This window comes from Cobetia sp. BL01, assembly GCF_056493605.1.
The window spans coordinates 504,850-527,221 of the sequence record NZ_JBVBEE010000002.1 but is presented as its reverse complement, the minus strand read 5'-3'; the positions used below and the strand labels follow the sequence as shown (position 1 = coordinate 527,221).

The following is a 22,372-nucleotide window of genomic DNA, read 5'->3' as shown; positions in this document are numbered from 1 at the left end:
GGTGAGAATCGATGTCACGTTGGCAGCCGCGGCTGCCCGTCTGAGTGAGTCGGGCAGCGAGTCTCCGCGTCTGGATGCCGAGCTGCTGCTGGGAGAGGTGATGGGGCGCGATCGCACCTGGTTCTATACCTGGGGGGATCGCGATCTCGAGTCGGAAGCGGGCGCCGAGGGCGTGGCTCGCTTCGAGGCGCTGCTGGCACGCCGAGCCGAAGGACACCCCGTCGCCCACCTGCTTGGCCGCCGTGAGTTCTATGGCCTGATGCTGCGCTGCTCTCCTGCCACCTTGATTCCGCGCCCGGATACCGAAGTGATGGTGGAGTGCGCGCTGGAGCTGGCCGAGGCGCCCGAAGGCACGCTGCTGGATCTCGGCACCGGCACCGGCGCCATCGCGCTGGCCTTCGCTCGTCATCGTCCGCAGTGGCAGGTGCTGGGGGTCGATCTCATCGAGGAGGCCGTGCAGCTTGCGCGTGACAATGCCGAGCATCTCGCGATTCCCAACGTCGAATTCCGGCGCAGTGACTGGTTCTCCGCCGTTCCCGAGACCGGCTTTGCGCTGGTGACCGCCAATCCGCCTTACCTGGCCGATGATGACCCGCACCTGGCACTGGGTGACGTGCGTTTCGAGCCGCGCTCGGCACTGGTGGCGCGCCAGCAGGGGCTGGCAGACTTCCTGCATCTGATCGAGGCCGCGCCCCGCCATCTGGCCGCGGGCGGTCATCTGATGCTCGAGCATGGCCTGGCCCAGGGCAAGGAAGTGCGCGAGGCGCTGCGCGCCGGTGGTTTTCTGGAAGTGGAAACGCTGGAAGACCTCGGTGGGCGAGAGCGCATCACGCTGGGGCGCATTGGCTGACGCCTCCCCGGCGGGCGGGAATGCAGGCCGGCCCGGACTTGCCAGTGGAAACCCCTGCTTTCAGTGGAGCCTGCGTGGAATCCTCGTCGCAGGCCTGCCTGTGCGGGCGTATCTCCTGTCGGGCGGGTATGGTAGTAATAAGCGATGCATGACTGGAAAGGTCGCCTGATTACCCCCGCGTTCTCGGGTTGCCTGACTGCACGAAAGACAGGAGTAAGGATGATCCTGCTGCAAGTCACCCTGCTGGGAAAACTATTATAATGAAAGCGAAATCACGTTCTCTGGACCGCATTGACCTCAAGATCCTGCGCTGCCTGCAAGAAAATGCGCGCATTTCCTATGTCGACCTCGCCTCCGAGGTGGGACTCTCCACCACTCCCTGTCTGGAGCGAGTCAAACGCCTCGAGCGTGCCGGCATCATCCGTGGCTACAAGGCCGTGCTGGACCCCAAGGCGCTCAAGGCCAATCTGCTGGTCTTCGTCGAGATCAGCCTCGAGACCCAGTCACCCTCCGTCTTCGATGAATTCCGCCGTGCCGTCTCCAAGCTGCCGCAGATCCAAGAGTGTCATCTGGTTTCGGGGCAGTTCGATTACATCCTCAAGTGCCGGATTCCGGAAATGTCCGCCTATCGGCAGTTGCTCGGGGATGTGGTGCTGACACTGCCCGGGGTCAAGGAATCCAAGAGCTATGTGGTGATGGAAGAGGTCAAGGAGCAGTTCTCGCTGCATGTGCCGGACATCGAGGATCTCGACGCCAAGTGACGAGCCCCTGATGCCAGCGGCAGGGCTCAGGGTTTAGAGCTCAGAACTCAGGCCCAGGCCCGGCGGCCGGCCAAAGCACTCACTTCATTCACAGACAGACGGCTCACCTTCCATGCAAGATTCGCAACTGCTGCGCTATTCGCGTCAGATATTGCTCCCTCAGGTCGATATCGCGGGTCAGCAACGATTGCTGGCCGCGCGGGTGCTGGTGATCGGAGCTGGCGGCCTGGGGTGCCCGGCGGCGCTCTATCTGGCGGCAGCCGGTGTCGGCACGCTGGTGCTGGCCGATGATGACCATGTCGAGCTCTCCAATCTGCAACGTCAGATCGCCCACGGAGAGGCGGACATCGACCAGCCCAAGGCGCGCTCGCTCGCCAGCTCGGTGTCGGCGATCAATCCCGACACCGAGGTGATCGCCCTGTCCGAACGCCTTCAGGGCGAGGCGCTGGCCGAGCAGGTTGCCGCCGCGGACGTGGTGCTCGATTGTACTGACCGTTTCAGTTCGCGCTTCCCGATCAACGCCGCCTGCGTGGCGGCAGGCACGCCGCTGGTGTCAGGTGCCGCGATTCGTTTCTCCGGTCAGCTGGCGGTGTTTGATCGCCGTGAGGCAGATGCGCCGTGTTACGGCTGCCTGTATTCGCCGGAAGAGCAGGGCGATGAAGAGCTGACCTGTGCCGAGAGCGGGGTCATCGCGCCGTTGGTCGGCATCATCGGGGCCTTCCAGGCGCTGGAAGCGCTCAAGCTGATCAGTGGTGCCGGGCATGTGCATCGAGGGCTCGCCACCTTCGATGGCCTGACCGGTGAGTGGCGACGCATGGGGCTCAAGCGTGACCCCGCCTGTCCGGTATGTCGTCGCTCGACATGACATGAGTGGAGCACTCCCCGAGCACCCTTCACGCCAATGCGTGGAGGGTCTGTCACCAAGCCCCGCAGCCTCTCAGGCTGCGGGGCTTTTGCTTTTCTGATCTCAAAAGCCTGACGCTGATGACCTCAGGGGCGTGCGCCATTGTGGGGCGTCAAAGGGAGGGCAAGGCGGTACGTGTTGAAAATTTATACCTCGCGGGGCAATCCATATGCAGTATTTGCCGTTGACGTGTGGTAAATAACGCAAATATTCCCCGGGTCGGTGAATAAACTCAACAGTGGCGGGTAAGGAGGGGCATGGTCGGCTGCAGATCAGGCGCGACAGACGAGCCGCGGCGAGACCGCCAGGAAGCGCAGCGTGGGCGTGATGACATCCGCTCCTACTACCGGGCCAGTCAGCGTGTGACGCTTGCACCCTGTCCACCGTTGGCCGGGGAACGGCGCGCTGATGTCTGCGTGATCGGCGGCGGTATCACCGGCTGCTCAGCGGCTCTGCATCTCGCTGAGCGTGGCTATTCGGTCATCCTGCTGGAGGCGCGCGGCATCGGCTTCGGGGCTTCGGGACGCAGTGGCGGCCAGATCCTGCCGGGACTTGGCACCGACATCGCCACGGTCGAGAAGGCTCTCGGCCGTGAGCAGGCGCATGCCATCTGGGAGATGAGTCGCGAGTCGGTTCGTCTCACCACCGCACTGATCGAGAAGCACCGGATCCCCTGTGATTATACCCGCGGCTATCTGCATGCTGCCGTCAAGCCGCGACATGTGCGCGAATTGCAGGAATTTCAGGCGCGCATGGCACGCGATCATGACTACCATGCATTGCAGTGGTTGCAGGGGGATGCCCTGCGAGCGCGAGTCGTTACCGATGCCTATCCCGGGGCGCTGCATGATGGAGAGGGTGGCCATCTGCATCCGCTGAATTACACCCTCGGGCTTGCGCGTGCTGCTCAGCGGGCAGGCGTTACGATCTGTGAACAGAGTCCTGTGCTCAAGCTCGAGCATGGCCGAAGTGGCAGTGGCATCGTCGCCAATGGCTCCGGTGGGCAGGCAGGGCGTGCGCGTGTGCATACCGCGCAGGGCAGCGTGAGTGCCGAGTTCGTGGTGGTGGCGACCAACGCCTATCTCGATGGCCTGGTCCCGCGGCTGGATGAGCGCATCATGCGCGTCGCCAATTATATCGTGGCCACCGAACCGCTCAGCGAAGCACAGGTCGCGCAGGTGTTGCCGGGCAATGATGCCCTTTCCGATGCCAACTTCGTGCTCGACTACTACCGTCTCTCTGCTGACAGGCGCCTGCTCTACGGGGGGGAGGTGAGCTATACCGGACGAGAGCCGCGCCACCTCAAGACGCGCATGGACGGCAAGATTCGCCGTCTGTTTCCGGCGCTTGACGGGGTGGGGATCGATTACCGCTGGGGCGGTGACGTGGCCATCACCATGAATCGGGCACCGGACTTCGGGCGTCTTGCCCCGAATGTCTATTACGCCCAGGGGTACTCGGGACATGGCATGTCGCTTGCAGGGCTGGCGGGCAAATTGATCGCCGAGACGATTGCCGGCCAGGCGGAACGTTTCGATGTCTTTGCCGCCATGCCCCACCGCGCCTTCCCGGGTGGACACTGGTTGCGAACTCCTCTGCTGGTCCTGGCGACCAGCTTCTACACGCTGCGTGATCGGCTCTAGGCCGAAGCCATGATGAAGGTGCTGCACATTTGACATCGTTGATCATCCCGACAGCCCATGAGCGGGACACGACTGGTGAGTAATCGCAAGGGAGGCGCGATGAGCGCAGTGGACAGCAACGAGGGTATGGCGCCTGAGCGAGACACGAGAGAGTCGTCGGAGGCTGGCCAGCCCCGGTTCCAGTGCCGTGCCGCGTCATCCATTCAGCTCAAGGGGCTGCACAAGCGCTTCGGCAACGAGGTGGCGGCGCTTGATGGTGTGGATCTCGCCATTCAGCCCGGCGAGTTCTTCACGCTATTGGGGCCTTCCGGGTGTGGCAAGACGACGCTTCTGCGCATTCTGGCGGGGCTGGAGGCATTGGATGAGGGGCAGGTGGTGATCGGCGGGCGCGATGTCACCGACGTGCCGCCGCATCAGCGCAGCGTCAATACGGTCTTCCAGTCCTATGCGTTGTTTCCGCATCTCAGCGTGCGCGACAACCTCGCCTTCGGTCTGCGCATGCAGGGCATGCCGAGTGGCGAGCGCGAGGCAAAGGTCGCCGAGATGGCCGAGTTCATCAAGCTGGGGAGTCTGGTCGATCGCCGGGTCGACCAGCTTTCAGGTGGTCAGCGCCAACGTATCGCGCTGGCGCGGGCGCTGGTCTGCGAGCCGGATGTGCTGCTGCTGGATGAACCGCTGTCGGCGCTGGATGCCGGGCTGCGCAGTCAGATCCAGATCGAGCTGCTGCGTCTGCAGAAGCGCCTTGGCATGACATTCGTGTTCGTCACCCATGATCAGCAGGAAGCGATGGTGATGTCGGACCGCATCGCGGTGCTCGACAGCGGCAGCATCCAGCAGGTGGGGACGCCGCGCGAGATCTATGAATGCCCGGTCAATGCCTTCGTGGCGCGTTTCATGGGGCATGCCAATCTGTTCGAGATCACGGCTCGCGATGACAGCCGCGATGACGCCGTCCGGCTGACCACGCCGCTGGGCATGCTGACGGCGCAGGCACCGGGCAGCGGCGGGTTGCTGCTGCTGCGCCCCGAGACGCTGGATCTGCGGCGGCGTCCCGCCAGCGAATTCGAACGCTACGACGTGCTGGAAAATCATCTGCCGGGCCGAGTACAGGAGCGACTGTACCGCGGTAGCCATGCCGAATATCGCGTGGAGGTGGCGGGTGTCACCTTGCAGGTGGTGGTCAACAATCGGGGCGGCCAGTTGCCGGACGTGGGAGACCACGTCGATGTGGTGGTGGCCGCGCAAGACCTGATCACGCTGGAGGCATGACGATGGCCTATCACGGGAGCTTGCCCACGGCACGCAGTCGCGCGGTGGTGGCCGAGTCACGCCACCTGCTGTTGACGGTCGCCCCCGGCGCGCTGTGGATCATCATCTTCCTGGTGCTGCCCAGTCTCTATCTGATGAGCGTGGCCTTTATGAGCAATGGCCCCTATGGCTTGCCGGAGATGCCCTTGTCGCTAACCTCGTTTACGCAGCTGGCGGGTCAGGGCTTTCTCGGCTGGAGCCCGGGCAACCTCATGGCGCTGGGGCGTTCGCTGTGGCAGACCGTGCTTTCCACCGTGCTGGTGGTGCTGGTGGCGTATCCGATCGCCTATCACATCTCGCAGGCAGACCAGCGCTGGCGGCCGATCATGCTGCTGGCGGTAGTCGTGCCGTCCTGGACCAATCAGGTCATCCGCACCTTCGGCTGGATGAACCTGCTGGCGCCGGGCACGCCGTTGGCGGAGCTGGCCGAGGCCATGGGCATGATCGCGCCCAACATGGGGCTCTATCCGTCCAATTTCGCGGTCACGCTGGGGCTGGTCTACAACTTCCTGCCCTTCATGGTGCTGCCGCTGTATGCCGCTTTCGAGAAGCTCAATTTCTCGCTGGTGGAAGCGGCGCAGGATCTCTACGCCTCGCCGCTCAAGGCCTTCTGGCATGCGGTATTCCCCCAGACGTTGCCGGGGCTGCTGGCGGGGGTGGTGCTGGTGGCGATCCCGGCGTTCGGCATGTACGTGATTCCGGAGCTGCTCGGCGGTGGCAAGGGCATGATGCTGGGCAATCTGGTCGCCAATCAGTTCTCCGGCAGTGCCAACTGGCCACTGGGGGCGGCGGGGGCGATCCTGATGTTGATCGCGACCTTCATCGGACTCTATGCCATGCGTCGCATCGGCAGGCGCCTGGGTGGCGGTGAAGAGGTGGTGATATGACGCGCGGCGGACTTCACAAGGGATTGCGGGGCTTCTGGTGGCTGACGCTCGGTTTTCTGTATCTGCCGCTGATCGTGGTGATGCTGTTCTCCTTCAATGCCTCCAACAGTGCCGCCAGCTTCACCGGCGTGTCACTGCGCTGGTATCGGCGTCTGCTGGGCAATGACGCGATTCTGTCGGCGCTGGGCAATTCGCTGCTGCTGGCAGTGGTGTCGTCATTGCTGGCGCTGATGATCGGCACGCTGATCGGGTATGGCATGTATCGCCACCGTCATCGCAAGCTGGGCTGGCTGATCGTGCTGATCTATCTGCCCATCGTGCTGCCGGACATCGTGTTCGGGATCTCGGAAATGACCTTCTTCGTCAAGATCAATGAGTTGACCGGTCTGCTGTCGCCGGGGCTGGGCACCATGATCATCGCGCATGTCACCTTCCAGATTCCCTTCGTGGCGCTGATCGTCTATTCACGCTTCGTCGGTCTGGATCCGACATTGTTCGAGGCGGCCAAGGACCTCTATGCCACGCCGCGCCAGCGCGTGCAGTTCTTCATGTTGCCGACCCTGAAGCCGGCGTTGATCTCGGGCTTCCTGCTGTCCTTCACGCTGTCGCTGGATGACTTCGTGATCAGCTTCTTCACGTCAGGTCCGGAGAGCGCCACCTTGCCGATCTACATCTGGAGCGCGATACGCAAGGGCGTGACACCGGAGATCAATGCCATCGCCACCCTGATGATGGCGGTGGTCGCCCTGGCGGCGATCGTGAGTCTTGCGCTGGCACGCCGGCGCAGCGCTTCATGATTTCGCTGGAGGGTCACTCGTCGTACCCCGCCCCTGACCAGGCAGACATGCCGGTATCGGGGGCGGGCATTCACCACCTTTCTCATCGACTGAACGGAGCATCACAATGACAACTCACACGCTGCGTCTCGCGGTCGCCATCGGCAGTCTGCTGCTGGCAGGCGCCGCCCAGGCTGAAGACAGGAAGCTGTATCTCTTCAACTGGACCCAGTACATGGACCCGGAGATCATCACCGCCTTTGAAGAGGCCTTCGATGTCGAGGTGGTCGAGAATTATTACAACTCCCTGCCGGAAATGCTGGCCAAGCTGAATGCCGGCGGGGTGTCCCAATACGACATCATCGTGCCGTCCAATTACTACGTGCCGCGCCTGATCAACACCGGCCTGGTCCAGAAGATCGACAAGGCGAAAGTGCCCAACCTGGCCAATGTCGATGCGCAGTTCAAGGACCCGAGCTTTGACCCGGGAGCCAACTACACCGTCCCGTATCAGTGGGGAGTCACCGGGCTGGTCTACAACGCCAGCACGTTCAAGGATGCCCCCAAGAGCTGGTCACTGCTGTTTGATCCCGCCGTCAATGCCTCATATCCGTTCAGCCTGATGGGCGATGGCCAGGTCAGCATGGGGGCGGCCTGTGCCTATCTCGGTCATGGCTATGACTGTACCGGCATGGATGCCTGGCGTGAGGCGGCCAGATTGCTGATCGAGACCAAGCATCGCGACAACTTCAGCGGCTTCTCCGATGGCACGCCGGCCCTGCAACAGCTGGCACGCAAGGTCACGCATGGTGCGCTGTCCTACAACGGCGACTATCTGTTCTATCTGGACGAGAATCCGGAGTCCTTCGCCGATATCAAGTACATGATTCCGGATGAAGGTGCCGAGAAGTGGGTCGATTCGATGATGATTCCCGCCAAGGCGCCGCACCCTGAGCTGGCACACGCCTTCATCAACTTCCTTCTGGACGCCAAGGTCGGCGCGCAGTTGTCCAACTACAACTACTACGCCAGCCCCAATGCCGCCGCCAGGCCGTATCTGGATGAGGTGCTGACCCAGCCACCGATCCAGCCCTCTGAGGATGACATGGCGCGTCTGCATTTCTCGCCGAGTCTCTCCGGTGAGCAGTTGCAGATCTTCCAGCAGTTATGGTCGGAAGTGCAGGCTCGTTGAGTCGGCGTCTCGTCGATCGCGGGCATCTCGTCATTGACCGCAGGCGCTGCCTGCGGTGTTCAAGGAAGGTGTTATGAGTGTCAATCACGTGGGTCACGAGCAGCCGGGTCATGAAGATGATGACGCGATCCTGCAGGAATGGTTCGCCGCTCACGGTATCACCGAGGTGGAATGTCTGGTCACGGATCTGACCGGCATTCTCAAGGGCAAGATCATGCCTGCGCGCAAGTACCTCAATGGTGGGCGGCCACGCCTGCCGGATTCGCTGTTCATCCAGACCGTCACGGGAGGCTATCCGGATGATGAAGACAGCCGCTTCTGGAATCCGGCCGAACAGGACATGCAGCTGATTCCGGACGTGAATGCGCTCTATCTGGTGCCGTGGGCGGAAGACCCCACCGCACAGGTCATCCACGATTGCTATTACCTGAATGGTGAGCCGGTCGAGCTGTCGCCACGCTATGTGCTCAAACGGATACTGGCATTGTATGCCGAACAGGGCTGGCAGCCGGTGGTGGCGCCGGAGGCCGAGTTCTATCTGGTCAAGACCAATACCGACTCCGATTATCCGCTGGAACCGCCCATCGGCCGCAGCGGTCGGCAGGAGAGCAGCCGTCAGTCCTTCTCCATCGATGCGGTCAATGAATTCGATCCACTGTTCGAGGAGATGTATGACTACTGCGAGGCGATGGGGCTGGATCTCGACACCCTGATCCATGAAGAGGGAGCGGGGCAGATGGAGGTCAATTTCGAGCATGGGGATGCTCTTTCTCTCGCTGACCAGGTGGTGATGTTCAAGCGCACCCTGCGGGAGACGGCGCTGCGACATGGCATGTACGGGACCTTCATGGCCAAGCCGATGGCCTATCAGCCGGGCAGTTCGATGCATATTCACCAGAGCCTGGTGGATGTCGAGTCAGGCAATAACCTGTTTGCCGATGCGTCGGGTCAGCCGAGCACGCTGTTCCGTCACTTCATCGGGGGCCTGCAGACCTATCTGCCCGCCGCGATGCCGTTCTTCGCCCCCAACGTCAATTCCTATCGGCGTCTGATGCGCAATGACACCAGCGGCTCCGCACCCATCAATGTCGAGTGGGGCCTGGACAACCGCACCGTGGGCCTGCGGGTGCCGGTATCGGACGCGGCGGGTACGCGGGTCGAGAATCGCCTGGCGGGCGCCGATGCCAATCCCTATCTGGTGATGGCGGCTTCGCTGGCGTGTGGCTATCTGGGAATGATGGAGCGGATCGAGCCGCGCCCTCCGGTGGTCGGCTCGGCCTGGGAGGGCGGCAATACCCTGCCGGACGATATCGGCCCGGCACTCGATGCTCTGCATGCCTGTACGCCGTTGGCCAACATCCTCGGCGAGCGCTTCGTGAAGAGTTATCTGGCCGTCAAGCGTGCCGAGCATGGGGAATACTTCCAGGTCATCAGCTCCTGGGAGCGTGAGCACCTGCTGCTGCGTGTCTAGACCCCTGCGGTACGCCAATGGATACCGGGAGGCCACGACATCCGTCGTGGCCTCCCGAGGTTCAGGGGAAGAGGCGGGCGGAAGAAGGGTTGTCGTCAGTGAGAGGCATGACGCGTCAGTCCGGCGCTCATGGTGTGTATCTGCAAGATGTCTTGTTCGCAGGTTGATCTGGTCTACCACAAGGATGCTGTCATGAGTGCCACTACCCCCCTGGAGCCTGCCGCCTCCTGGTATGCCGCTTCCGCCAATGCCGCCCCCGAGCGCCCGCCGTTGTCCGGTGAGGTCAGCTGCGATGTCTGCGTGGTCGGCGCTGGCTTCACGGGAATCTCGGCGGCACTGCACCTGGCCGAGCAGGGGCTCAAGGTGATGGTGATGGAGGCCGCCTGCGTGGGGTATGGGGCCTCGGGTCGCAATGGCGGGCAGATCGTCAACAGTTACAGTCGCGACATGGACGTGATCGAGGCGCGCTTCGGCGCACGGACGGCGCAGGCATTGGGCGACATGGCCTTTGAGGGCAATCGCATCATTCGGGACCGCATCGCTGACTATGCCATCGACTGTGATCTGCGCGACGGCAACCTCTTTGCCGCCTGCAACGCTCGTCAGCTCAAGGGACTCAAGGAGCACAAGGCCCTCTGGGAGCGCTATGGCAATACCAGTCTCGAATTGCTGGAAGGGGATGCCTACCAGCGTGAAGTGAGCGCCGAAGGGTATACGGGCGCCCTGGTCGACCACTCCGGCGGCCATCTCCATCCGCTCAATCTGGTGCTGGGCGAGGCCGCGGCCTTCGAGTCCCTCGGCGGGGTGATCTTCGAACATAGCCCGTTGGTGAGTCTCGAGCATGGCAGTCCGGTCGTGCTCAGGACGGCCGCTGGCGCCATCCGGGCCGAGCGTGTGGTGATGGCGGGCAATGCCTATCTTCACGGCGTGCTGCCGGAGCTCGAGGGCAAGTCGATGCCCTGCGGCACGCAGATCATCGCCACCGAGCCGTTGGCGGATGACGTGGCGCACGGGCTGCTGCCCAATGGCATGGCGGTGGAGGACTGCAACTATCTGCTGGATTACTACCGCCTGACTCGCGACAACCGTCTTCTCTTCGGGGGCGGTGTCAACTACGGCGGTGAAGACCCCGCCGATATCGAGTCCCTGATTCGGCCCAAGCTGCTCAAGGTCTTCCCGCAGCTGGCCAGTGTCAGGATCGACTACGCCTGGAGCGGAACCTTCCTGATGACGCTCAATCGACTGCCGCAGTTCGGCGTGCTCAATGACAATGTCTATTACGCCCAGGGGTATTCCGGGCATGGCGTGACCTGCAGTCACCTCGCCGGACGACTGATCAGCGAGGTGATGAGGGGGCGTGAGGGTCGCTTCGATGCCTTCGCGAACCTGCCGCATCTGCCGTTCCCCGGGGGACGACTGTTGCGAGTGCCGCTGTCTGCCGTGGGAGCCTGGTACTACCAGACACGCGACAGGCTCGGCCTCTGACGCACTCGAAGCGGGAGGTCAGGCCCAGTGGGCGCGCTCCGGCCGGAATGCCCACTGGGCAAGCGTGTCCGGGGTGAGGCGCCTCAGATGCTGCGCAGGTACCAGTCGTATTCCAGACGGCTGATGATCTGCATCGCGGCCTCGCGCTCCGCCCGGCGACCGGCAATGAAGACATTCAGGAAGCGCTCGCTGAAAGCGGCCGTGAGGGGAGCGCTTTCCTCCAGCAGCGTCAGGGCCTCGGGCCAGCTGTTGGTCAGGCTGGGCTCGAACTGATCATAGGCATTGCCGGTCACCGGCTCCCCCGGGGAGATCCGATGGGTGATGCCATGGATGATGGAGGCCAGCAGCGTCGCCAGCAGCAGGTAGGGATTGACGTCAGCCCCGGCGACCCGATGCTCCAGCCGACGCGCCTCATTGGGGCCGGAGGGAATGCGGATGGCGACCGAGCGGTTGTCGAATCCCCAGGTGGGCGCCATCGGTACGTACAGGCCCTGCTGGAAACGGCGATAGGAATTCAGGTTGGGGGCAAACAGCGCCATGGAGGCGGGCATGAGTTCCAGCAGGCCACCGATGGCGTGACGCAGGGTCTCGGTGCCCAGAGGATTCTCGCCGGGGTCTGCGAAGATATTGTGTCCATCGCGGTCCACCAGGCTCAGGTGCGCATGCATGCCATTGCCGGCTTCATCACCGTACGGCTTGGCCATGAAGGTCGCGTCGAAGCCATGACGCAGGGCGACACCCTTGATCAGGCGTTTGAGCAGGACGGCGCTGTCACAGGCCTTCATGACGTCGTCGAGATGAATCAGGTTGATCTCGAACTGACCCGGGGCGCACTCCTTGAGCGCGGTATCCAGCGGCAGCTGTTGGATGCGTGCGGCATCCTGGATCTCTTCCAGAAAGTCGGCATATTCATCCAGCTCTCCGATGGAGTAGAGCTGGCTTTCCGTGGCGCGCTCACCCGTGAGCGGAGAGCAGGGCGGCTGCACCATGCCCAGGTCATCGCGCTCACGATCCACGAGATAGAACTCCAGTTCCAGCGCGACGACGGCGGTCAGCCCCATCCCGGCCAGAATATCGACCTGTTTCTGCAGCTGATTGCGGGGGTCCGCGAAGAAGGGGCCGTCCCTGTCATCGCGCATGTTCATCAACAGCTGGCCTTGCTTGCCGCCGCGCAGCCAGGGGGCTGGCATCAAGGTGCCGGGGATCGGGCGGCAGACCTGATCCCCATCCCCGGTCTCCAGACCCAGACCGGTCTCTTCGATGGTGTTGCCGGCGATATCGATCGCGAAGACGGAGCCTGGCAGGTTGATGCCCTGCTCGTAGGCCTTTTCCAGATTCTCGCGTGGGATACGCTTGCCGCGCTGGATGCCGCTGATATCACTGATCAGCAGGTCGATGCTCTCGATTTCCGGATGGCGGTCCAGAAACTCTCTGGCCTCATCGACGTGAAGGCTGTTCATGGGGGGTCCTGTGAGCGGGTGGTGGCACATCATATATCGCCACGCCATCCCGTGTTGTCAAATAATTCACAGCGCTTACCCGTTGCACCCTCGAGGCAGTATCATCGGCTGAGGCGCTTTGTTTCGATCTCTATCCCGTGGTTTCCCCTTGCTTGAGATTGCCTTCGTGCCTGATTGGCAAGGATGTCAGTTCAATCGATGTTGAATAAAACATACCAAATGACCGGGGTGCATGAGCGGCCCCTGAAGGAGAACCCATGACGTCTCGCCCTCTGGTGGGTGTGATCGCCTGCCGTCGCACGATTGAAGGCCATCCGGCGCACATGGTGACTGACAAGTACGTCAGTGCCCTGCGCGAATTCGGACTGGAGCCACTGGTGATCCCGGTATGGGAAGACGTCATGGCTGACTCGGCCAGAGCGCTGCTGGCGCGACTGGATGGGTTGCTGCTGACGGGCAGCTATTCCAACGTGCACCCGGCGCGGTATGGCGAGGCCATCGCGCCGGAGAATACCTACGAAGACACGGCACGAGATGCGTCAGCCATGGCCTGGGTACCGCTGGCGCTCGAGTTGCAACTGCCGTTGCTGGGTATCTGTCGCGGCTTTCAGGAGCTGAACGTCGCCTTTGGTGGCAGCCTGCATCAGGCGGTGCAGAACGTGCCCGGCTTGAGGGATCATCGTGAGCCCGAGGGCGATCTCGACGTGCAGTTCGCCCCCTCCCATGGCATCAGCATCCTGCCGGGCGGGCGGCTGGCCGAGTTGTACGCCGCGCCTGAGGCGCGGGTCAATTCCGTGCATCAGCAGGGGATCGCGCGGCTGGGCGAGGGGCTGCGTGTCGAAGCGGTCGCTCCGGATGGTCTGGTGGAGGCGATCTCGATCATCGCAGCGGGAGCCTTCACGCTGGCGGTGCAATGGCACCCCGAATGGAAGCCACGTCAGCATCCGCTGTATCAGGCGATTCTGGAAGGATTTGCCGCGGCCTGTCGGGACAGGTCCAGGCAAGCATCATCCGCTGAGGAGACACCTCGTCAGCCGTCGTGAAGATGACGACGAAGCCGTGTCCCGCGCGCCTGCAGACGCTGCAGGATGACACGGCGCTGGCTGCCTCTCCTGCGTTCTCGTGTGACCTGCCCCCCTCTTACCTGACTTCGGAATCCTGATCATGAGCCGTCCCCGGACATTGACCGATTGGCAGGCGCTCGCCGCCCGTCTGACGCCGCAACTGCAAGGCAATGCCTTCATCAACGATGACTTCGTGCCGGCGGTCAGCGGCGAGACCTTCGAGTGCCTCAATCCGGCCACTGGGAAACGATTGGCGAAGGTGGCCAGCTGTGACGGCGCCGATGCCGAGATCGCCGTCCGACATGCGCGCGCCGCCTTCAAGAGGGGGGGCTGGTCGCGCATGGCGCCTGTCGAGCGCAAGGGCGTGCTGCTCAGGCTGGCGGACCTGATGGAGGCACACCAGGATGAGCTGGCGCTGCTGGATACCCTCGACATGGGCAAGCCGATCACCAGCGCGCTGGATGATGTGGCGGGAGCGATCGGTTCGATCCGCCATCAGGCCGAGTCCATCGACAAGCTGTACGGCGAGGTCGCGCCGACCGGCGAGCAGGTGCTGGGGCTGGTGCTGCGCGAGCCGCTGGGGGTGGTGGCCTCCATCGTGCCGTGGAACTTCCCGCTGATGATGACGGCCTGGAAGGTCGCGCCGGCGCTGGCCGCGGGCAACAGTGTCATCCTCAAGCCGTCGGAGAAGTCACCACTGTCAGCGCTGCGTCTGGCGGCACTCGCACGTGAGGCAGGTCTCCCGAGTGGCGTCTTCCAGGTGTTGCCGGGCTTCGGGCATACCGTCGGGCGTGCGCTGGCCCTGTCGATGGACGTCGAGTGTCTGGCCTTCACCGGTTCCACCACCGTCGGCAAGCAGCTGATGCAGTATGCCGGACAGTCGAACCTGAAGCGTGTCTTCCTGGAGTGCGGTGGCAAGAGCCCCAACATCGTGTTCGCCGATTGCGCGGATCTGGATCGCGTGGCGGAGAGTGCCGCTGCCGCCATCTTCTACAACCAGGGTGAGGTCTGCATCGCCGGTTCCCGCCTGCTGGTGGAAAACTCGATCCGCGACGCCTTCGTCGCCAAGGTGGTGGCGGCTGCCGAGCGCATGCAGCCGGGCGACCCGCTGGACCCGACAAGCTTCATGGGGGCGATGGTCGACAGCACCCAGCATGAGCGCGTGATGGGCTACATCCGCAAGGGGATCGAGGAGGGGGCGGTGCTGCGTGCCGGCGGCGAAGACGTTGCCGGGCCGGGGCTGTTCATCCGTCCGGTGGTCTTCGATGGCGTCACGCCCGAGATGGTGATCGGCCGTGAGGAAATCTTCGGGCCGGTGCTGTCGGTCTTCGGCTTCGAGACCGAAGAGGAGGCGCTGGCGCTGGCCAATGACAGTGATTTCGGACTGGCGGCGGGGCTCTGGAGCCAGGACATCGGCCGCATCATGCGCATGACCCATCGTCTCGAATCCGGCCAGGTCTTCGTCAACAACTGGGCGGGGGGCGATCAGAGCATGCCCTTCGGCGGCGTGAAACAGTCCGGCAACGGCCGCGACAAGTCCCATCACTCGCTGGCGGAATACACCCAGCTCAAGAGTGTCTGGATCGCGCTGAGCTGAACTGAAACCGGGCCGAACCGGGCTGTCACGCGTTGGCGGAAACACCGTGCAGCACGAAAAGAGGCCACGCGATCGCGTGGCCTCTTTTCTGTTGTCATCTGCCGCAAGTGTTTGCCGCAAGGTCTAGAACATGCGTGCCGGCGTCGCACAGCTGACCAGACGGCACTCGACTTCGCCGATGTTGCGAAAGCGATGCGGCACATTGGTATCGAAGTAGTAGGCTTCACCGGCTTTCAATACCCGGGTGTCGCTGCCGATGGTGATCTCGATCTCGCCTTCGATGACCACCCCGGCTTCCTCTCCCTGATGGGTGATCATCTCGCGGCCGGTGTCACTGACAGGCGGGTAGGTCTCGATCATGAACGACAGATTGCGATCCTGACGCTTGGCCCCGACCAGTTTGAAGACCACCTCTCCGCTGCCCACGTTCGTCAGCTCCTCTTCGCCATAGAACACCTTGGCGGTGTTCTCGAGTTCCATGGTGAAGAAATCACCGATGCTCATGGGAATGGCGGCGAGAATCTTGGACAGTGAGCTGACCGAGGGGCTGACCTTGCCCTGTTCGATCAGTGACAGGCTCGAATGGGTCACCCCACAGCGCTTGGCCAGCTCGCGTTGCGAGATGCCCCGCAGCGTACGCAGCGCCCGCAGGCGCGCACCGACATCATCTGCCATCAGAACTTCCTTCGCGAAGCGACGATTGACTGGAAATGCCTTGAGTCCTTGAGCGACAACGGCCAGCCTCGGGATGTCCGTGACTGGCCGTTGCATGCAGCGACAGGATGACTCAGAGGCGCGGGATCAGCTGAGGCTGTCCAGCTTTTCCTTGAGCACCTTGTTGACCTGTTGCGGGTTGGCGGTGCCGCGTGAGGCCTTCATCACCTGACCGACGAAGAAGCCGATCATCTTGCCACGCTTGTCCGGTTCGGCTTCCTGATACTGGGTCACCTGAGCCGGATTGTCGGCGATCACCTGGTCGACCACTGCCTCGATGGCACCGGTGTCCGTGACCTGCTTGAGGCCACGTGACTCGATGATCTCGTCGGCGCTCTCGCCTTCGCCATCCCACAGCGCGGCGAACACCTGCTTGGCGGCCTTGCCGTTGATGGTCTCATCGACGATACGCTTGATCAGGCCCCCCAGCTGGGCTGCCGAGACCGGGCTCACGGTGATGTCGAGATTTTCCTTGTTGAGACGCCCGGCCAGTTCGCCCTGCACCCAGTTGGCGGCTTGCTTGGCGTCGCCGCAGACATCCTTCACTTCCTCGAAGAAGTCGGCCATCTCACGGCTGGCGGACAGCACGCTGGCATCATAGGCGGACAGCCCCAGTTCGCCCTCGAAGCGTGCGCGCTTCTCGGCCGGCAGCTCCGGCAGAGTCTGGCGCAGGTGTTCGATGTAGGCGTCGTCGACTTCCACCGGCAGCAGGTCCGGGCACGGGAAGTAGCGGTAGTCGTTGGCTTCTTCCTTGGTGCGCATGCTGCGCGTCTCGTCGGCATCCGGATCATACAGGCGAGTTTCCTGCACGACCTTGCCGCCGTCCTCGATCAGCTCGATCTGACGCTCCACCTCGAAGTGGATGGCGCGCTCGATGAAGCGGAAGGAGTTGACGTTCTTTATCTCCGCGCGGGTGCCGAAGGCTTCCTGCCCCTTGGGACGCACCGAGACGTTGACGTCGCAACGCAGGGAACCTTCGGCCATGTTGCCATCGGAGATGCCGAGATACGTCACGATGGCGTGGATCGCCTTGACGTAGGCCACCGCTTCCTTGGCGGAGCGCATGTCCGGCTCGGAGACGATTTCCAGCAGCGGTGTGCCGGCACGGTTCAGGTCGATGCCGGTCATGCCCTGGAAGTCTTCGTGCAGCGACTTGCCGGCGTCTTCCTCGAGGTGGGCATGGTGGATGCGGATCGACTTGCGCGTGCCATCCTCGAGCAGGATCTCGAGTTCACCCGGCCCGACGATGGGCTGATCCATCTGGCTGGTCTGGTAGCCCTTGGGCAGATCCGGATAGAAGTAGTTCTTGCGCTCGAACACCGAACGGCCGGCCACGGCGGCATTGACGGCGAGGCCGAAGCGCACGGCCATGGCCACGGCCTGCTCGTTGAGCACCGGCAGGGTGCCCGGCAGGCCGAGATCGACGGCGCTGGCCTGGGTGTTGGGCTCGGCACCGTAGGTGGTGGACGAGCCGGAGAAGATCTTTGACTGGGTGGCGAGCTGAGCGTGAACCTCAAGCCCGATTACGACTTCCCATTGCATCAGGCTTGCTCCTGTCCGAATTCCGGGCGCTGGCGGTGCCAGTCGGTGATTTGCTGGAACTGGTGCGCGACGCCCAGCAGGGTCTGCTCACCGAAGTGCGGGCCGAGAATCTGCAGGCCCACCGGGCGCTTGCCAGCCAGACCGGCCGGCACGCTGATGCCCGGAATGCCCGCCAGGTTGATGGCGATGGTGTAGAGATCCTGCAGGTACATGGACAGCGGGTCCTTGTGCGCGCCGAGATCGAACGCCGGGGTCGGTGCCGCCGGCCCCATCAGCACATCGACCTGGTCGAAGGCATCGAGGAAGTCCTGACGGATCAGGCGACGCACCTTCTGGGCCTTGATGTAGTAGGCATCGAAGAAGCCTTCGGACAGGGTGTGCGTGCCGATCAGGATGCGGCGCTTCACCTCGTCGCCGAAGCCTTCCTCGCGAGTGCGCTTGTAGAGGTCTTCCAGGTCCTGCGGGTCCGCGCAGCGGTGGCCGAAACGCACGCCGTCGTAACGCGACAAGTTGGAGGAGGCCTCGGCCGGTGCGATCACGTAGTAGGTCGGGATGGCCAGGTGGGTATGCGGCAGGGAGATTTCCTGCACGCTGGCACCGGCATCCTCGAAGACCTTGATCGCGGCACGCACGGAGGCTTCGACCTCCGCTGACAGGCCGTCGCCGAAATATTCCTTCGGCAGGCCGATCTTCAGGCCCTTGAGGTCATAGTCCAGGCCTTCGACGTAGTCCGGCACGCCACGTACCACGCTGGTGGAGTCACGCGGGTCGGCGCCGGCGATCACGTTCATCAGGCGCGCGCAGTCCTCGGCGGAGCGTGCCATCGGGCCACCCTGATCGAGACTGGAGGCATAGGCGATCATGCCGTAGCGGGAGACGCGGCCGTAGGTCGGCTTGAGGCCGGTGATGCCACAGAAGGCGGCCGGCTGGCGGATGGAGCCGCCGGTGTCGGTGCCCAGTGCCGCCGGGGCGAGGCCTGCGGCGACGGCAGCGGCGCTGCCGCCGGAGCTGCCACCCGGGACGGCGGACAGGTCCCACGGGTTCTTGACCGGACCGTAGTAACTGTTCTCGTTCGAGGAGCCCATCGCGAACTCATCGAGGTTGGTCTTGCCCAGCATCACCACGCCTTCCGCCTTGAGCTTCTCGATCACGGTGGCGTCGTAGGGGGAGATGAAGTTGTCGAGCATCTTCGAGCCGCAGCTGGTGCGCACACCCTCGGTGCAGAAGATGTCCTTGATGGCCATCGGCACGCCGGTCAGCGGCGCGGCATTGCCGGCGGCACGCCTGGCGTCCGCGGCATCGGCCTCGCGCAGCGCCTCTTCACGGCACAGGGTGATGTAGCTGTTGAGCTCGCCGTCGAGGCGTTCGATACGGGCCAGGAAGGCTTCCGTCAGCTCGCGACTGGTGTACTCGCCGGCCTCGAGGCCTTGCGCCAGCTCACTGAGCGTCTTGTCATGTAGTGCAATGGACGATGACATGTTCGATTCCATCTGTGCACACGATGCAAAGGGCATCGCACGCGGAAATTCCGGGGGCGGACGGGGCGTGCCGCGTGGCGTGGTATCAGGTCTGGCGGTCTCTCACCTCACGTGAGGGATCGGCCAGGCGTGATCACTCGACGACGCGCGGTACCAGATACAGCCCCTGTTCTGTGGCCGGAGCCACCTGCTGAAAACGCTCGCGCTGATTTGACTCGGTGACTTCGTCGGCACGCAGGCGTTGCGTGGCTTCCAGCGGGTGCGCCAGGGGAGCGACGCCGTCGGTGTCGACCTGTTGCAGCTGGTCGACCATGGCGAGAATCCGATCAAGATCCGCGACATAGGCTTCGGCATCCTGCGAGGCAAGACCCAGGCGTGCGAGGTGAGCGGCACGCAGCACATCTGAATGTTCAAGGGCCATGGAAGTTTCCCTGTCTTGGCTTCGTGAGGCTTGAGGTAACGGCGAGTGCAGTCTGCTCGGTGACCTGGCGTTGGCCAGCGGTGAGGCAACTGCTCGCCCGTTGCGCTGTCACAGTGTGATTCGGCGTGAAATGTACCACATCTGCGGCGCGCTGGCAGGCGTGTCAGCTTGCCGCCATGGGGTGGCAATGGTACCGTTCGCGTCTGCACAGGGTTCCGGTCTGGACTAGGTGATCAACTTCCATGTTTAAACGTTTACGTGGGCTGTTCTCGAGCGATCTGTCGATCGATCTGGGTACCGCCAACACGCTCATTTATGTGCGCGGTCGCGGTATCGTGCTCGACGAGCCCTCCGTCGTTGCCATTCGCCAATCCGGGAATGCCCGCAGCGTCGCGGCTGTCGGTGCCGATGCCAAGCGCATGCTGGGGCGTACCCCCGGCAATATCACGGCCATCCGCCCGATGAAGGACGGCGTCATCGCCGACTTCACCGTCACCGAACAGATGCTCCAGCATTTCATCCGCAAGGTGCATCAGAGCACCTTCCTGACGCCCAGCCCTCGCGTTCTGGTGTGCGTGCCGTGCATGTCGACCCAGGTCGAACGCCGCGCCATCAAGGAATCGGCCGAAGGGGCCGGTGCGCGTGAGGTCTACCTGATCGAGGAGCCCATGGCGGCCGCGATCGGTGCTGGTCTTCCCGTCGAGGAAGCCATGGGCTCCATGGTGGTCGACATCGGTGGTGGTACCACCGAGATCGCCATCATCTCGCTCAACGGCGTGGTCTACTCCGAGTCGGTACGCATCGGCGGCGACCGTTTCGACGAAGCCATCACCTCCTACGTGCGTCGCCATTACGGCAGCCTGATCGGCGAAGCGACGGCCGAGCGCATCAAGGAAGAGATCGGCTGTGCCTACCCGGGCGGCGAGCTGCGCGAGATCGACGTGCGCGGTCGCAATCTGGCCGAAGGCATTCCACGCTCCTTCACGCTCAACTCCCACGAGATTCTCGATGCGCTGCAGGAGCCGCTGGCGGCCATCGTCTCGGTGGTCAAGAGCGCGCTCGAGCAGTCTCCACCGGAGCTGGCATCCGACATCGCCGAGCGCGGTCTGGTGCTGACCGGCGGTGGTGCGCTGCTGCGTGACATCGACAAGTTGATCGCGGAAGAGACGGGCCTGCCGGTGATCATCGCCGAAGACCCGCTGACCTGCGTGGCGCGTGGCGGTGGCAAGGCGCTGGAAATGATCGATCAGCACACCTTCGAGCTGCTGTCGAGCGATTGACCTCGTCCGGGGCCGGGCATGCTGTGTGCTGTACGGCTGGTCCCGGCCTGTCGGAGGAAGTGCTATCAAACCCCTGTTCACGCGTGGCCCCGTGCCCGGCTATCGCATGCTGTTGTGTGCGGTGCTGTCCTTCGCGCTGATGTTTGCCGAAGATCGCTTCAGCTGGATGGTCGACGTGCGTGCCAGCATGGCGACACTGGTTTCCCCTGTGCAATGGGTGGTCAGTCTGCCTACAGAGGGCCTCAGCTGGGGCGCACTGGTGTTTGCCGACCAGCAGAAGCTCGCCGATGAAAACCGGGCACTGCGTGAGCAGCTGCTCAATCTGTCCAGCCGTGTGCAACGCATGGCGAGCCTGTCTGCCGAGAATTCCCGTCTGCGCGAATTGCTCAATGCCGGTCAGCGCAGCGATATCCCCTACATCACGTCCCAGTTGCTGACGCTTGATGCTGATCCGTTCTCCCATCGCATGGTGGTGGATCGCGGTGAGCAGGATGGCGTGCGCATCGGCCTGCCGGTACTGGATGCCTACGGGCTGGTCGGTCAGGTCATCTCCACGTCGGCCTACAACAGTCGTGTGCTGATGATCAGTGATGCCAGTCATGCCGTGCCGGTGGAGGTCAATCGCAATGGCCTGCGCTTCATTGCCCAGGGCAGCGGCAAGATCGATCAGGTGGATGTGCTGCACGTGCCGGACACCGCGGATATCCGTGTCGGGGACCTGCTGGTGACCTCCGGGCTCGCACTGCGCTTTCCGCGTGGCCTGCCGGTGGCACGTGTCACCGAGGTCTATCATGACCCCGGCAAGCCCTTCGCTCGCGTCAGTGCCGAACCCATTGCCCAGCTTGAGCGTTCGCGCAACTTCCTGATCCAGATGCCACCCGCCGTCGACGTGGAGAGCCTCTACGTGGATGACAGTCTTGACGAGCTGCCCAAGGACAACCTCGCCGCGCCCGCTTCGGACGCGGGTGACGAGGACGCGGCGGATGCCGAGGCGCAGCAGAGCGCCAATGCGCCAGGGGAGAACAACTGATGGCCTTTCGTCCCCAGACCACCTTGCTGTGCTGGTTCTCGTTGCTGCTGGCCCTGTGTCTTCAGGTCATGCCCTTGCCGGATGTGTGGTTGATCTGGCGTCCACAGTGGCTCGGCCTGATGCTGGTCTACTGGTGCATCGTCTCGCCGCAGAGTGTCGGTGTCTTCCATGGCTTCCTGTTCGGCCTGGCGCTGGATGTCCTGCAGGGGGCACCGCTGGGGCACAATGCGCTGGTGCTCTCGCTGACCGCCTTCATGGGCGTGTTGCTCTACCAGCGCATCCGCGCCTACTCACTGCTGCAGCAGGCCTTGCTGGTGATCGTGGTGCTGGGCATCGCGCAGCTGGTGGACCAGTGGTTGCGCAGCATCTTCGGTGCCGGGCCAGTGAGCCTGTCCTTCCTGCTGTCGGCGGTGATCGGTGGTGCACTGTGGCCCTGGCTCTACACCCTGCTGCAGATGCTGCGTCGTCGACTGACGGCGTGAGCTTGTGGCATATCGTATGCTTGAGAG

The 22,372-nt window shown here is 63.3% G+C and carries 20 protein-coding genes; 15 read left to right on the top strand and 5 right to left on the bottom strand.

Annotated features, from left to right (window positions below):
• Position 1: 1 nt before the first annotated feature.
• From prmC to ACZYGA_RS05945, 10 genes are all read left to right on the top strand, one after another.
• Entirely contained in the window at positions 2-850 is an 849-nt protein-coding gene (gene prmC / locus ACZYGA_RS05990; RefSeq protein WP_077371502.1) for a peptide chain release factor N(5)-glutamine methyltransferase, read from the top strand.
• A gap of 260 nt (positions 851-1,110) precedes the next feature.
• Positions 1,111-1,611, top strand: a complete 501-nt coding sequence (locus ACZYGA_RS05985; RefSeq protein ID WP_077371505.1) for an Lrp/AsnC ligand binding domain-containing protein — start codon at positions 1,111-1,113, stop codon at positions 1,609-1,611.
• 112 nt (positions 1,612-1,723) lie between these two features.
• Positions 1,724-2,476 carry a HesA/MoeB/ThiF family protein gene (locus ACZYGA_RS05980; protein WP_176492871.1) on the top strand — a complete coding sequence of 251 codons (753 nt, stop codon included), beginning with the start codon at positions 1,724-1,726 and terminating at the stop codon, positions 2,474-2,476.
• A gap of 296 nt (positions 2,477-2,772) precedes the next feature.
• A complete protein-coding gene (locus tag ACZYGA_RS05975; RefSeq protein WP_479398585.1) occupies positions 2,773-4,158 on the top strand; it encodes an NAD(P)/FAD-dependent oxidoreductase in 1,386 nt (461 codons plus the stop codon).
• A gap of 99 nt (positions 4,159-4,257) precedes the next feature.
• Positions 4,258-5,427 (top strand): ABC transporter ATP-binding protein, encoded by a 1,170-nt coding sequence (locus ACZYGA_RS05970; protein WP_240704187.1) that lies wholly within the window; start codon positions 4,258-4,260, stop codon positions 5,425-5,427.
• A 2-nt stretch (positions 5,428-5,429) separates the two neighbouring features.
• The gene (locus ACZYGA_RS05965) at positions 5,430-6,353 is read left to right on the top strand and encodes an ABC transporter permease (protein WP_479398583.1); all 924 of its coding nucleotides are present in this window, start codon (positions 5,430-5,432) and stop codon (positions 6,351-6,353) included.
• A complete protein-coding gene (locus tag ACZYGA_RS05960; RefSeq protein WP_341542771.1) occupies positions 6,350-7,150 on the top strand; it encodes an ABC transporter permease in 801 nt (266 codons plus the stop codon). The genes ACZYGA_RS05965 and ACZYGA_RS05960 overlap by 4 nt, the downstream gene beginning before the upstream one ends.
• A 106-nt stretch (positions 7,151-7,256) precedes the next feature.
• Positions 7,257-8,321 carry an ABC transporter substrate-binding protein gene (locus tag ACZYGA_RS05955; RefSeq protein ID WP_077371523.1) on the top strand — a complete coding sequence of 355 codons (1,065 nt, stop codon included), beginning with the start codon at positions 7,257-7,259 and terminating at the stop codon, positions 8,319-8,321.
• 73 nt (positions 8,322-8,394) lie between these two features.
• Positions 8,395-9,792 (top strand): glutamine synthetase family protein, encoded by a 1,398-nt coding sequence (locus tag ACZYGA_RS05950; protein ID WP_077371526.1) that lies wholly within the window; start codon positions 8,395-8,397, stop codon positions 9,790-9,792.
• 192 nt (positions 9,793-9,984) lie between these two features.
• Positions 9,985-11,277, top strand: coding sequence for an NAD(P)/FAD-dependent oxidoreductase (locus ACZYGA_RS05945; protein WP_479398581.1), 1,293 nt, complete (start codon positions 9,985-9,987; stop codon positions 11,275-11,277).
• A gap of 83 nt (positions 11,278-11,360) precedes the next feature.
• On the opposite strand, the gene ACZYGA_RS05940 is transcribed toward ACZYGA_RS05945, so the two are convergent.
• Complete coding sequence (locus ACZYGA_RS05940) at positions 11,361-12,737, bottom strand: glutamine synthetase family protein (RefSeq protein WP_479398580.1); 1,377 nt, start codon at positions 12,735-12,737, stop codon at positions 11,361-11,363.
• Positions 12,738-12,994: 257 nt separating this feature from the next.
• On the opposite strand from ACZYGA_RS05940, the gene ACZYGA_RS05935 reads away from it, so the two are divergent.
• Positions 12,995-13,780 carry a gamma-glutamyl-gamma-aminobutyrate hydrolase family protein gene (locus ACZYGA_RS05935; RefSeq protein WP_077371535.1) on the top strand — a complete coding sequence of 262 codons (786 nt, stop codon included), beginning with the start codon at positions 12,995-12,997 and terminating at the stop codon, positions 13,778-13,780.
• Positions 13,781-13,901: 121 nt separating this feature from the next.
• Positions 13,902-15,398 carry an aldehyde dehydrogenase gene (locus ACZYGA_RS05930; protein WP_479398578.1) on the top strand — a complete coding sequence of 499 codons (1,497 nt, stop codon included), beginning with the start codon at positions 13,902-13,904 and terminating at the stop codon, positions 15,396-15,398.
• Positions 15,399-15,521: 123 nt separating this feature from the next.
• Here the strand turns inward: ACZYGA_RS05930 and ACZYGA_RS05925 are convergent, their stop codons facing one another.
• The 4 genes from ACZYGA_RS05925 to gatC all read right to left on the bottom strand — a co-directional run bounded on the left by ACZYGA_RS05925 (position 15,522) and on the right by gatC (position 19,553).
• The gene (locus ACZYGA_RS05925; RefSeq protein ID WP_084209232.1) at positions 15,522-16,073 is read right to left on the bottom strand and encodes a cupin domain-containing protein; all 552 of its coding nucleotides are present in this window, start codon (positions 16,071-16,073) and stop codon (positions 15,522-15,524) included.
• Between the two features lie 126 nt (positions 16,074-16,199).
• Positions 16,200-17,654 carry an Asp-tRNA(Asn)/Glu-tRNA(Gln) amidotransferase subunit GatB gene (gene gatB, locus ACZYGA_RS05920; RefSeq protein WP_077371544.1) on the bottom strand — a complete coding sequence of 485 codons (1,455 nt, stop codon included), beginning with the start codon at positions 17,652-17,654 and terminating at the stop codon, positions 16,200-16,202.
• Complete coding sequence (gene gatA, locus ACZYGA_RS05915; protein WP_077371547.1) at positions 17,654-19,132, bottom strand: Asp-tRNA(Asn)/Glu-tRNA(Gln) amidotransferase subunit GatA; 1,479 nt, start codon at positions 19,130-19,132, stop codon at positions 17,654-17,656. Before gatA ends, gatB begins: the two co-directional genes overlap by 1 nt.
• A gap of 133 nt (positions 19,133-19,265) precedes the next feature.
• Positions 19,266-19,553 (bottom strand): Asp-tRNA(Asn)/Glu-tRNA(Gln) amidotransferase subunit GatC, encoded by a 288-nt coding sequence (gatC, locus tag ACZYGA_RS05910; protein ID WP_077371550.1) that lies wholly within the window; start codon positions 19,551-19,553, stop codon positions 19,266-19,268.
• Positions 19,554-19,795: 242 nt separating this feature from the next.
• Here gatC and ACZYGA_RS05905 point away from each other — a divergent pair, with 242 nt between their 5' ends.
• The 3 genes from ACZYGA_RS05905 (at position 19,796) to mreD (ending at position 22,345) form a co-directional block, all read left to right on the top strand.
• The gene (locus tag ACZYGA_RS05905; protein WP_043332576.1) at positions 19,796-20,833 is read left to right on the top strand and encodes a rod shape-determining protein; all 1,038 of its coding nucleotides are present in this window, start codon (positions 19,796-19,798) and stop codon (positions 20,831-20,833) included.
• A 64-nt stretch (positions 20,834-20,897) separates the two neighbouring features.
• On the top strand, positions 20,898-21,863 hold the full coding sequence (gene mreC / locus ACZYGA_RS05900; RefSeq protein ID WP_255304420.1) for a rod shape-determining protein MreC: 966 nt from the start codon (positions 20,898-20,900) through the stop codon (positions 21,861-21,863).
• The gene (mreD, locus tag ACZYGA_RS05895) at positions 21,863-22,345 is read left to right on the top strand and encodes a rod shape-determining protein MreD (protein WP_077371553.1); all 483 of its coding nucleotides are present in this window, start codon (positions 21,863-21,865) and stop codon (positions 22,343-22,345) included. The genes mreC and mreD overlap by 1 nt, the downstream gene beginning before the upstream one ends.
• Positions 22,346-22,372 lie beyond the last annotated feature (27 nt).

Excerpts from the sequence above, each read along its gene's own strand:
- ACZYGA_RS05955 (WP_077371523.1), top strand. The coding sequence starts at position 7,257 with ATGACAACTCACACGCTGCGTCTCGCGGTCGCCATCGGCAGTCTGCTG.
- ACZYGA_RS05975 (WP_479398585.1), top strand. The coding sequence starts at position 2,773 with ATGGTCGGCTGCAGATCAGGCGCGACAGACGAGCCGCGGCGAGACCGC.
- ACZYGA_RS05935 (WP_077371535.1), top strand. The coding sequence starts at position 12,995 with ATGACGTCTCGCCCTCTGGTGGGTGTGATCGCCTGCCGTCGCACGATT.
- gatC (WP_077371550.1), bottom strand. The coding sequence starts at position 19,553 with ATGGCCCTTGAACATTCAGATGTGCTGCGTGCCGCTCACCTCGCACGC.
- ACZYGA_RS05950 (WP_077371526.1), top strand. The coding sequence starts at position 8,395 with ATGAGTGTCAATCACGTGGGTCACGAGCAGCCGGGTCATGAAGATGAT.
- ACZYGA_RS05965 (WP_479398583.1), top strand. The coding sequence starts at position 5,430 with ATGGCCTATCACGGGAGCTTGCCCACGGCACGCAGTCGCGCGGTGGTG.
- ACZYGA_RS05985 (WP_077371505.1), top strand. The coding sequence starts at position 1,111 with ATGAAAGCGAAATCACGTTCTCTGGACCGCATTGACCTCAAGATCCTG.
- ACZYGA_RS05980 (WP_176492871.1), top strand. The coding sequence starts at position 1,724 with ATGCAAGATTCGCAACTGCTGCGCTATTCGCGTCAGATATTGCTCCCT.
- ACZYGA_RS05970 (WP_240704187.1), top strand. The coding sequence starts at position 4,258 with ATGAGCGCAGTGGACAGCAACGAGGGTATGGCGCCTGAGCGAGACACG.
- ACZYGA_RS05960 (WP_341542771.1), top strand. The coding sequence starts at position 6,350 with ATGACGCGCGGCGGACTTCACAAGGGATTGCGGGGCTTCTGGTGGCTG.
- ACZYGA_RS05930 (WP_479398578.1), top strand. The coding sequence starts at position 13,902 with ATGAGCCGTCCCCGGACATTGACCGATTGGCAGGCGCTCGCCGCCCGT.
- ACZYGA_RS05905 (WP_043332576.1), top strand. The coding sequence starts at position 19,796 with ATGTTTAAACGTTTACGTGGGCTGTTCTCGAGCGATCTGTCGATCGAT.
- gatA (WP_077371547.1), bottom strand. The coding sequence starts at position 19,132 with ATGTCATCGTCCATTGCACTACATGACAAGACGCTCAGTGAGCTGGCG.
- ACZYGA_RS05945 (WP_479398581.1), top strand. The coding sequence starts at position 9,985 with ATGAGTGCCACTACCCCCCTGGAGCCTGCCGCCTCCTGGTATGCCGCT.
- gatB (WP_077371544.1), bottom strand. The coding sequence starts at position 17,654 with ATGCAATGGGAAGTCGTAATCGGGCTTGAGGTTCACGCTCAGCTCGCC.
- mreD (WP_077371553.1), top strand. The coding sequence starts at position 21,863 with ATGGCCTTTCGTCCCCAGACCACCTTGCTGTGCTGGTTCTCGTTGCTG.
- ACZYGA_RS05940 (WP_479398580.1), bottom strand. The coding sequence starts at position 12,737 with ATGAACAGCCTTCACGTCGATGAGGCCAGAGAGTTTCTGGACCGCCAT.
- ACZYGA_RS05925 (WP_084209232.1), bottom strand. The coding sequence starts at position 16,073 with ATGGCAGATGATGTCGGTGCGCGCCTGCGGGCGCTGCGTACGCTGCGG.